This is a genomic window from Clostridium fungisolvens (assembly GCF_014193895.1).
GTDB classification, from domain to species: Bacteria; Bacillota; Clostridia; order Clostridiales; family Clostridiaceae; genus Clostridium_AR; species Clostridium_AR fungisolvens.
Map to the genome: position 1 here is coordinate 59,170 of NZ_BLZR01000001.1, position 15,415 is coordinate 74,584.

Here is a 15,415-nt window from a genome sequence, read left to right on the forward strand (position 1 = left end):
AAGTTTTATGAATAATAGTATTGATGTTAAAAGTGTTGCTGAGCAAATACTAATAAATGTTGGTGGGAAAGACAATATATCTTCAGTTGCTCATTGTATGACAAGACTCAGACTAGGAATTAATGAGGCCTCTTTATGCAAAATTGATGAAATTAAAAAGATTGAAGGTGTTTTAGGTGTAGTAGAACAACAAGGACAGCTTCAAGTCATTCTAGGGCCTGGTAGAGTAAATAAAGTCACTGAAGCTTTTGGAGCAATTACAGGGATTAGTATAGGTGAAGTAGATGATGCTAAAGCCTTAAAAGAAGAGATAAATAGGAAGAATGCAACTCCATTTAAATTATTTTTAAAGAAATTATCTAATATTTTTATACCATTAATACCGGCTTTTATAGCATGTGGACTTGTAACTGCAATATTAAATATCGTCTTAAAGATAGATCCTAACTATGGCAATACAACTATTGGTGGAATACTAAAGATAACTGGTAATGCAGTTTTTTATGGTCTTAATTTATTTGTTGGTGTCAATGCTGCTAAAGAGTTCGGAGGATCAGCTATGCTTGGTGGTACTATGGCAGCTATAATATCACATCCGGACTTAGCAAAGGTTACCATAGGAGGCACAGCACTTCTACCTGGAAGAGGTGGAATAATTGCTGTTTTATTAGTAGTCGCATTCTCAAGCTGGTTAGAAAGAAAGTTGAGAAAAGTTATTCCGGAAACATTGGACTTATTTTTGACTCCTCTTACAGTAATACTTATTTCAGCCTTTGCTGCTTTATTTGCACTTCAACCTTTAGGTGGAATGATATCAGATGGAATTGGATATGCTGCTAAAACAGCTATATCTGGTGGTGGAGCAATTACAGGATTCATATTAGGCGGATTATTTTTGCCATTAGTTATGACTGGATTACATCAAGGGTTGACACCAATACATGTAGATTTGCTTAAAACTGCAGGTATTAACATATTACTTCCTATACTAGCTATGGCGGGTGCAGGTCAAGTAGGTGCTGCAATAGCAGTATATTTTAAGACTAAGAATAAAAGACTTAAGAAGACAATAATATCAGCGCTTCCAGTAGGAATGATGGGAGTTGGAGAACCCCTTATATATGGAGTTACTTTACCGCTTGGAAAACCTTTTATAGGAGCGTGCATAGGAGGAGCTTTTGGTGGTGCAGCACAAGCTTTATTTAAGGTTGGTTCAACATCAATGGGGCTATCAGGTATACCTCTTGCAGCAATAACTAATAAACCAATACTATTTATTGTGGGGTTAATCGTTGCTTATATTGCAGGGTTTATAGCTACCTATTTACTTGGTTTTGATGATCCTGTTGAGGAATAGAGTAATAATTTTAACATTGAAGTTTATCCATATATAATGTTTTATGTATAAGAAAGGGAGTAATCATGGGAAAAGGAATATCTGTATTTTTAGGTATGGAGTATTCTTTAGATAACATACTGCATAATATAAGATTGTCTAAAGAAAATGGCTTTGATAGAATCTTTACGTCTTTTCATATACCAGAAGCGAACTATGATATCGTATTAGGACAATTTAGTGAAGTATCAAAATTGGCTCATAATCTAAATATGAAGATAATTGCTGATATATCTCCTAATGCGTATAAGTTTCTTAAAATAGATGAGGATGAGTTAGCAAGAGTTAAGGATTTAGGGGTAGACGTCTTAAGATTAGATTTTGGATATTCTGAAGAATTTATAGCAAATTTAAGTAGGAATAACTTTGGACTAAAAGTAGAAATAAATGCATCAACTGTTACAGATAGGTTTTTTGATGAGTTAGAAAAGTATAGTCCTAACTATAAAAATATTCAAGCATGCCATAACTATTACCCCAGAAAAAATACAGGGATTTCTGAAACTTTACTTGTAAGAAAGAATCAGCTGTTAAGAAGATACGGAATTAGAATTTCAGCATTTATACCTTCGTTATCAGGAAAAAGAGGACCGATTTATGAAGGGCTTCCTACACTTGAAGTTCATAGACACTTATCTCCATATACAAGTGCCAGGCATTTAATTGCTTTAGGAGTAGATGACATTTTCTTCGGCGATGGGAATCCTACCAAAGATGAGATAATATCAGTAGGATCTATTAAAGATATTGGTATTGAATTAAGAGCAGTAGTTTCTGTAAGAGATTATATTACAGAAAGATATATGAAATTTCCTTGTTATACAAATAGAGCTGATTGCGCAGAAGATGTAGTTAGAGCAGTAGAAAGCAGGAGTTTGCTTATAAATAGTGAAATTATAAAAGCTGATAATTGCGTAAATAGAGAAAAAGGTTCCATAACTTTAGATAATGAAGGTTATATGAGGTATATGGGAGAACTTCAGATAACTAAGAAGGCACTACCTAAAGATGACCGAATTAATGTTATTGGAAAGGTGTTGAAAGAAGATTTATTTCTCTTAGACTATATAAATGAAGAAACTAGCTTCTATTTTAAGATTATAAACAATTGATTTTAAATATATTAATTTTAACCTCTAAAGCTTATTATTGGCCTTAGAGGTTTTTCATTATAATAAATTAGTTTAGATAACCTCAATTGGAATATGAATTTATATTTAAATATAAACTAATTGATTATGAAACTAAAAATAAAACTCTCTATGATATCATGAATTTCTATTGGTAAATTTATGTTTTTTTGTTTGTAAAAATTAATAACTAAAAGTTGACTTATAAATTGTAAAGAATTAAAATAGTTACATGCGAACTTATGTTCAAAAAGAATAGCATTAGCAATATTGACTAGAATATATAGATAGACTAATTTAGCATATAAAGTAGTTTACCTATAGATAGATTGTGTTGATAATTATTTAAGTTCATGCAATTTAGACATAAATGGATAGATAATCATAAGATAAATTTACGCACTGTTAAAGTGCTCTGTTTAAATTAATAATCGGATTCAATATATAAGTAAGGAGAAATGATATGAAGGATAAGATAGTAATAAAAGGTGCAAAAGTACATAATTTAAAAAACGTATCCTTAGAGATTCCAAGAGATAAGCTTGTGGTATTTACAGGTCTATCAGGATCGGGAAAATCATCATTAGCTTTTGATACACTGTATGCTGAAGGCCAAAGACGATATGTAGAATCTCTTTCAGCATACGCTAGAATGTTTTTAGGTCAAATGAATAAACCAGAAGTTGAGTCAATCGAGGGATTATCACCAGCTATATCTATTGATCAAAAGACTACTAGTAAAAACCCCAGATCAACAGTAGGGACTGTTACTGAGATATATGATTATTTGAGACTGCTTTATGCTAGAGTTGGTGTACCACATTGCCCAAAGTGTGGTAAAGAAATAACTCAGCAAAGCATAGATCAAATAGTGGATAAGGTTATGAGTTTTGAGGAAAAAACAAAGATACAGATATTGGCCCCTATAATTAGAGGTAGAAAAGGTACTCATGAGAAAGTTCTAGAGAATATAAAAAAGAATGGGTATGTAAGAGCAAGAATAGATGGTGAAATATATGATCTTTCTGAAGATGAAGTAACTTTAGAAAAGAATAAAAAACATAATATAGAAGCTGTAATAGATAGATTAGTTGTGAAGTCAGATATAGAAAGCAGACTTACTGATTCTTTGGAGACTGCGTTAAAGCTAGCAGAAGGATTAGTAATAGTGAATATATTAGGAGAAAGAGATATACTTTTTAGTGAAAAGTTTGCTTGTGCAGAATGTGGCATAAGTATAGATGAATTGGCACCAAGATTATTTTCATTCAATTCACCTTTTGGAAAGTGTGATCACTGTGATGGTCTAGGAACCTTAATGGAGATTGATGAAGATTTAGTTATACCTAATAAAGATTTAAGCGTTATGGAAGGTGCTATAGCTTCATGGGGGGAAGGAAGATTAGCAGAAGGAGCTTGGACTTATGCTGTCCTTAAAGCTTTAGAGAAAAAATATAAATTTGATTTAAATACTCCTATTAAAGATCTTCCTAGAAATATAGTAGAATTATTATTATATGGAACTAATGGAGAAAAGGTAGAAGTCGATTATACTAAAGAAGGAATTTTGGGAAGATATAAGCATGCCTTTGATGGAGAAATAAATTCATTGAAGAGAAGATATATGGAAACTGGTTCAGATATCATAAAAACTGACATTGAACAATATATGAGTAATAATCCTTGCCCTAAATGTAAAGGTGCTAGGTTAAAGCCAGAAGCTTTAGCTGTTACTGTAGGAGATAAAAATATAAATCAATTCACTAAATTAAGTATTAGGGATGAATTAGATTTTATAAACTCTATAGAGTTTTCAGAGAAAAATAAGATAATAAGCCAGCAAATAGTTAAAGAGATAAATTCAAGACTAAAGTTTTTAATTGATGTTGGACTAGATTACCTGGATCTTGCAAGAAACTCAGGAACTTTGTCTGGTGGAGAATCTCAAAGAATAAGACTAGCAACTCAGATAGGTTCGCAGCTTATGGGAGTGTTGTATATATTAGACGAACCAAGTATAGGGCTTCATCAGAGAGATAATGATAGGCTTATAGCAACATTGAAGCATTTGAGAGACCTGGGAAATACTCTTGTTGTAGTTGAACATGATGAAGATACTATGAGAGAAGCTGACTTTATAGTTGATATAGGTCCTGGTGCTGGAGAACACGGAGGACAGATAATTGCTGCAGGTCCTCTAGATGTTATAGAAAATACTGAAGAGTCTATAACTGGTCAATATCTCACTGGTAGAAAGAAGATTGATATTCCTACTGAGAGAAGAAAAGGTAATGGCAACTTTATAACAATTAAAGGGGCTAAAGAAAATAACCTAAAGAATGTAAATGCTAAGTTCCCTCTTGGAACCCTTACTATGGTTACAGGGGTGTCTGGATCAGGTAAGAGTACATTAGTCAATGAAATACTATACAAGGGACTTTATAAAATTGTAAACAAGTCTAGAGTTATTCCAGGAGAACATAAAGAAATAACAGGGTATGAAAACATTGATAAAATAATTGATATAGATCAAAGCCCTATAGGAAGAACTCCTCGTTCGAATCCAGCTACTTATACTGGTACTTTTGATATAATAAGAGAACTGTTTTCTAATACAACTGAAGCCAAGATGAGAGGGTATAAACAAGGAAGATTTTCCTTCAATGTTAAAGGTGGAAGATGTGAAGCGTGTAGCGGAGATGGAATCATAAAAATAGAAATGCAATTTTTATCCGACGTTTATGTTCCTTGTGAAGTATGTAAGGGTAAAAGATATAATAGAGAAACACTAGAAGTTAAATATAAGGGCAAGAATATAGACGATGTATTAAATATGACAGTTGAAGAAGCTCTTGATTATTTTGAAAATATTCCAAGAATACATAACAAACTTAAGACGCTTCACGATGTAGGACTTGGATATGTAAGGCTAGGTCAGCCATCAACTCAGTTATCTGGTGGAGAAGCGCAAAGAATTAAACTTGCATATGAACTTTCAAAGAGAAGTACAGGAAAGACTTTATATATATTAGATGAGCCTACAACAGGACTACACGTGGCTGATGTAAGCAGACTTATAGAGATACTTCAACGACTTGTTGATTCAGGTAATACAGTTGTTGTTATTGAGCATAATCTTGATATGATAAAGTGTGCAGATCATATAATAGATCTTGGTCCAGAAGGCGGAGACAAAGGTGGTACTATATTGTGTACTGGTACTCCAGAAAAAATAGCAGAAAATGAAGATTCGTACACAGGTAAATATCTAAAAAAATACTTATAATTATTACACTAAAGGGTTCAGTATTAATACTGAACCCTTTAATATATTAAAAGGAATGTAGACAATATCTTAGGCACAAGTTAGATAATCAATCATCTTGATTAAGCTCGATTAACATCGATACTTGATTCAAGTTCATAGGTCAGGACCCTCGAGGGTTTTGAGATATTTCATCGTCAAAGTGTTCATACTTCAGATCCATGTTTCAAATGACAGTAAGATCAATTGGTGCTTTTGAGTTTAACTGCAGTCAAAATCAACTTCAGTTTTTATATTGTCACATTCCTTATGATATTAATATAACCGCCCATAAAGAATTAATTCCTTTATGGGCGGTTTAATATATAGAAATACAGGAATTATATAACTATAAGGAGTTTAGATTAATCCTTTACGAAATGTAATTAAAAACAAAAAATTATGAAAACTCTGATATGAACAGATATAACCTTATATTGACAGAGGATAATTTTTATAGTAGTATTATTTTAATGATTTAGAGTTTTAATGTTTTACTTGGTTAAAGTAATGAAGTATTTAAAGGTGGGCTATAAAATGAATATATGGAGAAATTATGCTATTGAAGGAACTCAAGATCTTTTATTTGAACAGTGTGAAATAAAAAATGACATAATATCGAAAAGCAGAAAAGTATTTAAAAGATTTGGTTTTAACGAGGTACAAACACCAACCTTAGAATTCTATGATGTTTTTAATTTTTCAAATCATCCAATAGAGGATGAAAAGATATATAAGCTAATAGATTTTAAGGGAAGAATACTTACCTTAAGACCGGATTTAACAATTCCTATTGCTAGAGTTTATTCTACTAAAATTAAGAGCGGAACTGCTATGCTTAGCTATGTTGGGGATGTGTATAGGGCTAATGAGCATAATCATGGTAAAAATAATCAAATAACTCAATGTGGAATTGAAATAATAGGTATTTCAAATATCAAAGCAGAAATACTATTACTTATAACTGCTATTAATACTATAAAAGAAATAGGAATAGAAGAGTTTAAGATTGAGATAGGACAATGTAAGTTTTTTGAAGGAATACTTGAAGCCATAGATTTTGATAATGAAGAGATTAGTGAGCTTGAGAATTTGATAATGAATAAAAATCTAGGATCACTATATTCCTTTTTAAATAAAAAGAAAAATAAATTAAACGAAGATCAGTATAAAATCTTAAGAGCTTTACCTCAACTATTTGGAGGAAAAGATGTAATTGATGAAGCGCAAGAACTTGTAAAGTCGGAAAAAGCCATAAATGCGTTAAGAGATTTAAGTTATATATACAATACATTAGAATCCTTAGGATATTCAGAATATGTTTCAGTAGATTTAGCTATGATTCAAAGTTTTAATTATTACACAGGTGCTATATTTAAAGGTTATACAAAAGAAGTAGGTGAAGAAATACTAAGTGGTGGAAGATATGATGGTTTAGTTGGAGAATTTGGAGAAGAAAGTGCAGCGGCAGGTTTAGCTATAAATGTAGATGCTATTCAAAAGCTTATATATGAAAAAACTAAAACCGAAAAAACTGATGAGGTGACAGGCGTAATATTTTTTGAAAAAGACTCTTATGCTAATGCTATAAAAATAATGAATTTATTAAATAAAGGTAACGTAAATTGGCAGCTTAATATACAAGAAAGTTTTGAGGAAGTGGCTGATTATTGTAGGGGTAAAGGAATAAAAAGGATAATGAAAGTTAACAGAAATGAAGTTATTGAATATAGGTTAAGCCCTACAGGAGTATTTATAGGAGAGATGTTTAAAAATGGAAAATATTAGAATAGCACTTACTAAGGGGCGTCTAGAGAAGGATGCTATAGGGATTTTTGATGGTATTGGTATAGACACTACGGAGCTCAAGAATAAGGGAAGAAAGCTTATACTACGAAGTGATAACTACCCTGTGGAATTTGTTTTAGCAAAGGCACAGGATGTTATAACATACGTGGAGCATGGAGTAGTTGATATGGGTATAGTGGGGAAAGATACCATACTTGAAAATACACCTGATTTTTATGAAGTAATAGACTTAAATAAAGGAAAGTGTTTTTTTGCATTAGCATCATTAGAAAGCTTTAGATTTATTCCTAACTTTAAAAGAAAAGTTATAGCAACTAAATACCCTAAGGTAGCGCATGATTACTTTAGAGAAAAAGGTGAAGATGTTGAGATAATAAAAATTGAAGGCTCAGTAGAACTTGCACCAATTTTAGGGTTAGCAGACGCTATCGTAGATATAGTTGAGACAGGAACAACCTTAAAGGAAAATGGCCTTATAATTTTTGATAAGATTTGTGATATAAGTGCTAGATTAATTGTTAATAAAGCTAGTATGAAAATGAAGAAAAATATAGTTTTAGATTTAGTAGATAAGATTGAAAAGTTTTTGAATTCAAGTGAAGGAGAAGCTAATAATGATTAAAATATACGAAGATAATGATTCTATTGGGCTGTTTCTTCAATTAATGCAAAGAAGAAGTGAAGAGGATAGCAAAGATGCTTTAGAAGCAGTGGAAGGCATAATAGGTGCTGTAAGAAAAGAAGGAGATGCTTCTATCAAAGCTTTCACTGAAAAGTTTGATGGAGTGACATTAGAACAGTTAAAAGTTAATGAAGTTGAAATAGAAGATGCTTTTAGCAAAGTATCTAGCAATATAAAGAATGCCTTAGAAAAAGCAATAACAAATATAGAATACTTTCATAAAAAGCAAATAAGACAATCATGGGTAAGCACTGAAGAAAACGGAGTAATCATGGGACAAAAAATATCTGCTTTGGAGAAGGTGGGCGTATATGTTCCTGGTGGCAGTGCGGCTTATCCATCATCAGTTCTGATGAATGTAATTCCAGCAAAGCTAGCTGGAGTAAAGAAAATAGTTATGGTAACTCCACCAAAGAAAGATGGAAGTATAGATTCTAATATATTAGTAGCGGCAAAGTTAGCTGGGGTAAGTGAAATATATAAAGTGGGTGGGGCTCAAGCTATAGCAGCCCTTGCTTATGGAACAGATACTATTCCTAAGGTTGATAAAATAGTAGGACCAGGAAATATATATGTTGCTTTGGCAAAGAGGGTTTGCTATGGCAAGGTGGATATAGATATGATAGCCGGTCCTAGTGAAATAACTATAGTATGTGATGAAAAAGCTAATCCTAGGTTTTTAGCTGCAGATTTAATGTCTCAAGCGGAGCATGATAAACTTGCTTCATCTGTGCTAATAACAACTAGCAAAACTTTAGCAGAGGAAGTTAATAAACAAATAAATATACAAATTCAGAATCTAAATAGAAAAGAAATTATAGAGGCTTCGCTTAAGAATTATGGGGGAATATTAGTTGTTAAATCATTAGAAGAAGCTATAGATATGGCAAATACTATCGCGCCAGAACATCTGGAATTAATGATAGAAAATCCTATAGCATACCTTGGGAAAGTTAAAAATGCAGGCTCAATATTCCTAGGGCAATATAGCCCGGAACCTCTAGGTGACTATATGGCTGGTCCAAATCACGTGCTACCTACAAATGGTACAGCAAGATTTTTTTCACCTTTATCTGTAGATGACTTTATAAAAAAATCTAGTTATATATATTATACAGAAGATGCCCTTAGAGAATTAAGTGAAGATATAATGATTTTAGCTAAGGCAGAAGGTTTAGATGCTCATGGAAATTCCATAAAAGTGAGGGTTGAGAATGAATAGTTTGTTTAGAAAAGATTTAAGCGATTTTAAACCCTATGAAGCAGAAGTAAATAACTGCAAAGTAATTTTAAATGCGAATGAAAGTTTTATAAATATAGAAAAGCAACTAGAAGATGAAATAATTAGTGTAATCAAAGATATAGAGATAAATAGATATCCTGATCCAACTGGAGAAAAGTTAAGAAAAATTTATGGAAGCTACTCAGGGACGGATAAAGAAAAGATAATGATAGGTAATGGATCTGATGAGCTCATATCAATAATTTGCAACACTTTCGTAAATAGTGGAGATAAAATAGTTAAGTTAAATCCAGATTTTTCAATGTATAAGATTTATGGAGTTTTGCATGGAGCCGAGGTTCTTGAATATGATCTGAAGGAAGATTTTACTTTAGATATTGATGATTTTATTGATTTTATAAACTATGAGAAACCTAAGGTTGTGTTTGTTTCAGTACCAAATAATCCAACAGGTGGAATTGTTAAAAAAGAAGATATATTAAAACTTATAAAATCAGTGAATTCTATAGTTGTTATAGATGAAGCTTACTTTGAATTTTACGGAAATACAGTCATAGATGAGATAGACAATTATGACAACTTAATAATACTCAGAACCGCATCGAAGATAGGGTTAGCAGCATTAAGGTTAGGATTTTTAATAACTAACTCAACTTTATTAATGGAATTATACAAGGTAAAACCACCTTACAATGTAAATTCTATCACACAAGAAATAGGCGCTTTGATATACGAAAATAAACAGGTAATAGAAGATAATATATCAAGAATTCTAAGAGAAAAATCTTCATTGCAAATAAGTTTGTTAAGTTTATCTGAGAGAATAAACTTTAAGCTTTATCCTAGTGGTACTAACTTTATTTTAATCGAAATTTATGAGGCGAAAGAACTTTATGAATATCTTAAAAATAATGGGGTTTCAGTAAGGTTTTTCGGAAAAGGAAGACTAGAAAATTGCATAAGGATAACTGTTGGAAATAGAGATGAGAACAGACTTCTACTTGAGGCGATAAATAAATTTCTAGGGGATAGATAATATGAGAAAGTCAGATATAAAAAGAAAAACTGGTGAAACAGATATAGAGGTTAGTTTGACAATCGATGGAGAAGGTAAATATGAGGTGGACACAGAAATAGGGTTTTTCGATCATATGCTCACTTTGATGTGTAGACATTCTCTTATGGATATGAAGATAAAAGCAAAGGGAGACCTTTATATAGATGGACATCATACTGTAGAAGATGTTGGTATAACACTTGGAATGGCACTTAAAGAAGCACTAGGGGATAAATCTGGCATTAAAAGATATGGAACATCCTATGTTCCTATGGATGAAGCCTTAGCATTGGTATCCTTAGACTTAAGTGGCAGAGATTACTTGGTTTTTGATGCTCCAATAGATACAAGTAAGACTTTAGGTAATTTTGATGTGGAACTGACAGAGGAATTCTTTAGAGCTGTAGCAACGAATTGTGGAATAACCTTGCATTGTAAGGTGTTATACGGAAAGAATAATCACCATATGATTGAAGCACTATTTAAAGCCTTTGGAAGAGCGCTTAGAGAAGCAACCTCTTATGATGAAAAGATAAAAGGTGTTATGTCCACAAAGGGTGTATTGTAGTTCATAAAGATGAAACACTTCAATCCCAAATCTATTTTCAAAACTCCTCTGGGTTCTGAGAGGAGAGTTTGAAAATATAAGTTGAATTATGAAGTGGTTCATCCATAGATAAAATGAGGTGAAGATATGATTTCAATAATAGATTACGGAATTGGAAATTTAAGAAGTGTTGAAAAGGCTCTTTGGAGTTTAGGTATAGAGTCAAAGATAACTAGTAATAAGGATGAGATAAAATCTAGCAGTGGAATAATACTTCCAGGTGTAGGAGCTTTTCCAGCTGCAATGAAAAATCTTAGAGAAAGAGAATTGGATGAACTTTTAAAGGAAGAAGTGAAAGAAGGAAAACCTCTTATAGGGATATGTCTTGGGATGCAGTTGCTTTTTCAATCTAGTGATGAAGTTCAGTATACCGAAGGATTGGGTTTTATAGATGGACAGGTGAAAAAGTTTGAGATAAAAGAAAAGGTTCCTCATATGGGATGGAATAGACTTAAGTTCAATGTTCCAAGTGATACCTTAAAAGGAATAGATGAAGGTAGCTATGTTTACTTTGTTCACTCTTACTATGCACAGACAGGTAAAGAAAATGTAAATGCTTATGCTGAATATGAAGTGGATGTTCCAGCAGTAGTTTCAAAAGATAATGTAATAGGATTTCAATTTCACCCTGAAAAGAGTGGAGATGTGGGGCTTAATATATTGAAGAACTTGAAGGGGCTGATAAAGTGATAGTAATACCTGCTATAGATTTGAAAGATGGAAAGTGCGTAAGGCTTTATAAAGGTGAGGAAGATACAACTCATGTAGTTGCAGAGAATCCAGTAGAGGTAGCAAAGTCCTTTGAAAACAAAGGTGCAGAATTTATCCATATTGTTGATCTTAATGGAGCTTTTAGTGGTAATCAAGTAAATCTATCAATAATAGAAGAGGTTGTAAAAAGTGTAAGTATACCTATAGAGGTAGGTGGCGGAATAAGATCCATTGAAGCTATTGATAATTTGATTTCAATAGGGGTTAAAAGAGTTATACTAGGAACTTCAGCGATTAACGATAGTAAATTATTAAAATCAGCTGTTGATAAATACGGGGAAAAGATAGCAGTAGGAATTGATGCTGCTAATGAGAAAGTTGCAATTAAGGGCTGGGTTGAAGTAACAGAAAAAAACTATATAGATTTTGCTAAGGAGTTAGAAAACATCGGTGTAAAAACATTTATAGTTACTGATATTTCAAAAGATGGAACTCTAGAAGGCCCAAATATAGATATGCTGAAAGCATTAAAAGAAAATGTAGCTAATGCCAATATAATAGCTTCTGGAGGAATAAAAGATTTAGGACATATAAGTGAACTAAAGAAATTGGGGATTTATGGAGCTATAACAGGAAAAGCTATTTACTCAGGAAATCTTGACTTAAAAGAGGCTATAGCGCTTTCAAAAAATTAGGTTTTGTGATGTCAACATGGTACTTAACAGTACCTAGATTTTACGTAGAAAGGGGCTGGGATATTGATAACGAAGAGAATAATACCATGTTTAGATGTAAAGATGGGAAGAGTGGTTAAGGGAATAAATTTCGTTGGATTAAAAGATGTAGGCGATCCTGTTGAAATAGCTAAATTTTATAATGATGAAGGTGCAGATGAATTAGTCTTCCTTGATATAACTGCTAGTCATGAAGGTAGAAAAACAATGTTAGATGTAGTTGAAAGAACTGCAAATGAAGTGTTCATTCCTTTAACAGTAGGAGGAGGAATAAGTACAATTGAAGATATTAAGGCAATACTTAGAGCTGGTGCTGATAAGACTTCAATTAATTCTGCTGCTATAAAAAATCCTAAGCTAATTTCTGATGGTGCAGAACTTTTTGGTGAGCAGTGCATCGTTGTTGCTATAGATGGAAAGATGCGAGAAGATGGCAGTGGATGGAATGTATTTATAAATGGCGGAAGAATAGATACAGGTATTGATGCCGTAACCTTTGCTAAAGAAGTAGCTAAAAGAGGCGCTGGGGAAATACTTTTGACAAGTATGGATGCAGATGGTACAAAAAATGGATATGATATAGACTTTTTAAATACTATTTGCAGTACTGTCAATATACCTGTAATAGCATCTGGAGGTTGTGGAAATATGTCGCATATAAGAGATGTTTTTAAAAATACAAATTCTGATGCTGCGTTAGCCGCTTCAATATTTCACTATAAAGAAGCAGCGATAAGTGAGGTTAAAAAGTATTTAAGAGAAAATGAAATAGAAGTTAGAATATAGATAAAGTAAGCTATTTGGAGGAGTTACAATGGAACCTAATTTTGAAAAGGGCTTAGTACCAGCAATTATTGTAGACGCGTCTAATGGTGAAGTATTAATGCTTGCATATATGAATGAAGAATCTTATAAGAAAACATTAGAAACAAAAACTACTTGGTTCTTTAGCAGGTCTAGAAACAAACTTTGGAACAAAGGCGAAACTTCAGGACACTTTCAAATAGTGAAGGATATATATATTGATTGTGATGAAGATACTTTATTAATCAAGGTTGAACAAAAAGGAGCTGCTTGTCATACTGGAGAAAAAACCTGTTTTTATAGAAAACTTTTATAAACTGTCTTAGTGAATATTTGGTGTGTAACATTATAAAAAGTAATGAAGGTATAGTTCTATAATACTGATAATACAAAGTATGTGGCGGTGTTTCAGGTAAGGCTTATGTTTAAATAAAGGAGGGCTGAATTAGGTATGGAAGATGAATTAAAGCAACTTTACGAAGTCATAAAGTTCAGAAAAGAAAATCCTATGGAAGGATCATATACAAATTATTTATTTTCCAAAGGAAGAGATAAGATACTAAAAAAAGTTGGAGAAGAGTGTACTGAAGTAATAATCGAAGGTAAAAATGATAGCAAAGAAAATGGAATAAGTGAAATATGCGATTTGCTATATCATACTTTAGTTTTAATGGCTGATATGGGGATTGAAGTTGATGAAGTATATCAAGAGTTGAATAAAAGAAGCCAAAAGATAGGAAATTTAAAAGGTGAAAGAAAAGATATTGAAATCTTATAATACAAATTTAAATGATAGCATTAATAAATAGCTGATAAGATTTTTATCAGCTATTTCCTATTCGTTATGAAATTATATTTCAGATATATATAAAGATAAGCATGAGTAACAAACTTAAAACATAATATAAGTTAAAGAATAAAAGATGCAGATGCGTAAAAAAAAATACTGAAGAAATTCGCTTCAGTAATATCTTACTGTAAAGGTAAGTGTAAGATGTCAAATGTGACTAAAACTAGAGAGTTCAAGATTTTAAAATATCTTTTTAAATAGTACAGTAAGATAAAGAAATATATTCGCCTGCCAGATTTTCCTCATATGCATTCGGAAAGGCAGATGCGCAAAAAAAAATTACTGAAGAAATTCGCTTCAGTAATTTTTTTAATAAAAGGCATCAATATAATGTGTTACAAGTATATTATACAGTAAAAACACTAAATTTATAGGACTTTATTAAACAAAAAGGATAAAAATTTATTGTGAGAATTATATTTAAAGATTTATGTGTAAGTTAATTTAAGGGGTGGAAATATAAGTATAAAATCTTAAGAAAATATAAAATTTATCAGTGAAAACGTATGAATCATAATTTGTCATGATTTAAATTATAATTTATTGTATAATCAATATGGAGAAAGAAGAGAATAAAAGATAGGATAATCTTGGGTAATAAGGTTTGAGGTGAAAATATGGATTTTAAAAAGATAATGAGTGCAGTTTTTGGGGCTATATTTATAATAATACTTTATGTAATTATATACTACGCACTAAAAATAATGTACAAGGATGTTAAAACTGGTGGAAAGAGAAGAACTTCGACATCAAAGAAGACCCATGGGATTGAAGTTATAAAAGCTTTAGATAATCACCAACTTAAGCCAGGTTCAGTTATACCAGTGATGGATAGCATAACATTAGGAAGAAGAGAAGATAATTCAATAGTCTTAAATGATCAATTTGTATCAGGGCATCATGCAAAGTTATATTTAAGAAATGATGAATTTATTTTAGAGGATTTAAATAGTACAAATGGAACCTTTGTTAATGACAAGAAGATAAGTGGAAGAGTAAGGCTAAAGGTTGAAGATGAAATAAGATTCGGCAGTACTATTTTTAGAGTTATCGACTAAAGAAAATAAAGTTTTTAGGCTTGAGGTGGT

At 31.8% G+C, this 15,415-nt stretch carries 14 protein-coding genes; all 14 read left to right on the top strand.

The features are described 5' to 3' along the window. The first annotated feature begins 7 nt into the window (after positions 1-7). The 14 genes from bsdtw1_RS00265 to bsdtw1_RS00330 all read left to right on the top strand — a co-directional run bounded on the left by bsdtw1_RS00265 (position 8) and on the right by bsdtw1_RS00330 (position 15,385). Positions 8-1,357 (top strand): PTS transporter subunit EIIC, encoded by a 1,350-nt coding sequence (locus bsdtw1_RS00265; protein WP_183275607.1) that lies wholly within the window; start codon positions 8-10, stop codon positions 1,355-1,357. Positions 1,358-1,422: 65 nt separating this feature from the next. After that, complete coding sequence (locus tag bsdtw1_RS00270) at positions 1,423-2,508, top strand: DUF871 domain-containing protein (protein ID WP_183275608.1); 1,086 nt, start codon at positions 1,423-1,425, stop codon at positions 2,506-2,508. A gap of 481 nt (positions 2,509-2,989) precedes the next feature. After that, complete coding sequence (gene uvrA, locus bsdtw1_RS00275) at positions 2,990-5,812, top strand: excinuclease ABC subunit UvrA (protein ID WP_183275609.1); 2,823 nt, start codon at positions 2,990-2,992, stop codon at positions 5,810-5,812. Positions 5,813-6,367: 555 nt separating this feature from the next. Continuing rightward, positions 6,368-7,618 (top strand): ATP phosphoribosyltransferase regulatory subunit, encoded by a 1,251-nt coding sequence (gene hisZ, locus bsdtw1_RS00280; RefSeq protein WP_183275610.1) that lies wholly within the window; start codon positions 6,368-6,370, stop codon positions 7,616-7,618. Then, on the top strand, positions 7,605-8,261 hold the full coding sequence (gene hisG / locus bsdtw1_RS00285) for an ATP phosphoribosyltransferase (RefSeq protein ID WP_183275611.1): 657 nt from the start codon (positions 7,605-7,607) through the stop codon (positions 8,259-8,261). The genes hisZ and hisG overlap by 14 nt, the downstream gene beginning before the upstream one ends. After that, positions 8,254-9,543: a histidinol dehydrogenase gene (gene hisD, locus bsdtw1_RS00290; protein ID WP_183275612.1), complete on the top strand. Its 1,290-nt coding sequence runs from the start codon at positions 8,254-8,256 to the stop codon at positions 9,541-9,543. The genes hisG and hisD overlap by 8 nt, the downstream gene beginning before the upstream one ends. Beyond that, on the top strand, positions 9,536-10,600 hold the full coding sequence (gene hisC, locus bsdtw1_RS00295) for a histidinol-phosphate transaminase (protein ID WP_183275613.1): 1,065 nt from the start codon (positions 9,536-9,538) through the stop codon (positions 10,598-10,600). Before hisD ends, hisC begins: the two co-directional genes overlap by 8 nt. A gap of 1 nt (position 10,601) precedes the next feature. Next, on the top strand, positions 10,602-11,189 hold the full coding sequence (gene hisB, locus bsdtw1_RS00300) for an imidazoleglycerol-phosphate dehydratase HisB (RefSeq protein ID WP_183275614.1): 588 nt from the start codon (positions 10,602-10,604) through the stop codon (positions 11,187-11,189). 126 nt (positions 11,190-11,315) lie between these two features. After that, entirely contained in the window at positions 11,316-11,918 is a 603-nt protein-coding gene (hisH, locus tag bsdtw1_RS00305; protein WP_183275615.1) for an imidazole glycerol phosphate synthase subunit HisH, read from the top strand. Further along, a complete protein-coding gene (gene hisA / locus bsdtw1_RS00310; protein WP_183275616.1) occupies positions 11,915-12,634 on the top strand; it encodes a 1-(5-phosphoribosyl)-5-[(5-phosphoribosylamino)methylideneamino]imidazole-4-carboxamide isomerase in 720 nt (239 codons plus the stop codon). The genes hisH and hisA overlap by 4 nt, the downstream gene beginning before the upstream one ends. Before the next feature lie 63 nt (positions 12,635-12,697). Beyond that, positions 12,698-13,459: an imidazole glycerol phosphate synthase subunit HisF gene (gene hisF / locus bsdtw1_RS00315; protein WP_183275617.1), complete on the top strand. Its 762-nt coding sequence runs from the start codon at positions 12,698-12,700 to the stop codon at positions 13,457-13,459. 28 nt (positions 13,460-13,487) lie between these two features. Continuing rightward, positions 13,488-13,793, top strand: a complete 306-nt coding sequence (gene hisI / locus bsdtw1_RS00320) for a phosphoribosyl-AMP cyclohydrolase (protein WP_183275618.1) — start codon at positions 13,488-13,490, stop codon at positions 13,791-13,793. Positions 13,794-13,928: 135 nt separating this feature from the next. Further along, complete coding sequence (gene hisE, locus bsdtw1_RS00325) at positions 13,929-14,255, top strand: phosphoribosyl-ATP diphosphatase (protein ID WP_183275619.1); 327 nt, start codon at positions 13,929-13,931, stop codon at positions 14,253-14,255. Positions 14,256-14,944: 689 nt separating this feature from the next. Beyond that, positions 14,945-15,385 (top strand): FHA domain-containing protein, encoded by a 441-nt coding sequence (locus bsdtw1_RS00330; protein ID WP_183275620.1) that lies wholly within the window; start codon positions 14,945-14,947, stop codon positions 15,383-15,385. Positions 15,386-15,415 lie beyond the last annotated feature (30 nt).